This window comes from Bartonella sp. CE47NXGY (genome assembly GCF_042195415.1).
Lineage (GTDB): Bacteria > Pseudomonadota > Alphaproteobacteria > Rhizobiales > Rhizobiaceae > Bartonella.
The window spans coordinates 1-1,294 of record NZ_JBHIOI010000144.1; the positions used below are offsets into that span (position 1 = coordinate 1).

At 32.1% G+C, this 1,294-nt stretch carries 1 pseudogene; it reads left to right on the forward strand.

Going from position 1 to position 1,294, the window contains the following annotated elements:
- Positions 1-1,050: 1,050 nt before the first annotated feature.
- A pseudogene (locus ACFIL3_RS10220) lies at positions 1,051-1,294 on the forward strand (sel1 repeat family protein); the annotation flags it as partial.

Genomic DNA, 1,294 nt, shown 5'->3' on the forward strand with positions numbered 1-1,294 from the left:
GAACGATCATAAAATCTCTACTGAAATCCATTGTTTTATGTTTATCATTAAAGAGACATCTTTTAAGGCATCCAAGCCTATTCCACGACGTAGATCATGAGTGGTATAACGGTAAATCCATTGAGCTTCCCTTCTTTATGCTTGTGAAGTAACAAGCGCCGGGGGGGCACCATTCTGTCCAATATCCGGACAACCCTTAGCTCAAACTGTTCGTAAGAGGCATTTTTAGTTCTTTCTTACACAGAGTTTTTATCCACATAGCTCTCTCTGCTTGTAATGTGCAAGCGGATGGTTTTGATTGATTTAACCTGGAACAGGTTTGGAATGAGAGAATCTTACGATATTCGAGGTCCTCATTCAATATGCAAAAAGGTAAATTATCATTATAAATCAAAACATTGTTTTATTTCTGTAAAATATCATCATTTAGAGTAGCAATATAAGGCATGTAAAATTACACATGTGGTATTTTTTTGTATGTAGTGGTGAGTATTCTGAGTTAGAACTTGTGTGTAAAGTATGAAGTAACCCCATGTGAAATGATGTCAGGTGCAATCCGTTAAACAAAAAGCTTGTATTGTTTATAGATTGACGGAGACAAAAAACTTCATCTTTAAGGTGGTAAGGCAGTCGTGAAGTTATAAGTTAACTATCATCATTATATTTACCCATCTTTCGTATTGTTTTTTATATTTAAACGCTTACCATTCATCATGTATTCTCTTCATTCTCAAGTTGCTGTTTAATGTACGTTATTTTATTGAATGATTTTTACTCATACGTATAAAATTTTAAGATCGATAAAGCTTAGAATGTTAAAGGATGTGTTACAAAATATAGAATGATGATTTATATTTAAAAATCAATTTGTTGTATATAAAAATGGATACTTAATTTTATCGAACATTTTGGATGATTTTTATCTATTTGTCTTTTCTTTTAAAATTTTTACTTTAAAATCGCGTATGCTTCTTACTAAGAAAAAGAGTTTAAATATCTACAAAGAAATTTGTAACAGATATAATCATTAAAATTGAGATAGGGGGGGAAATGGTTAATAGGTTTCAGATATGGAAAAAAGTCACGATTGTTGTGATTTTAGGGGGATTTTTTTCGACTGTTTATGTAATAGATGTCAATAGCTTGCAAGAAGCGAATGATGGTTCGTTTTATTTTTTTAAACGTGGCATGTCTGCTTATAAAAATGGGCATATAAATCAGGCTATTGCAGCATTACGTTGTGCTGCTAAGAGAGGCTATATTGGTGCGAATTGGAAACTTGGCTCTATCTATG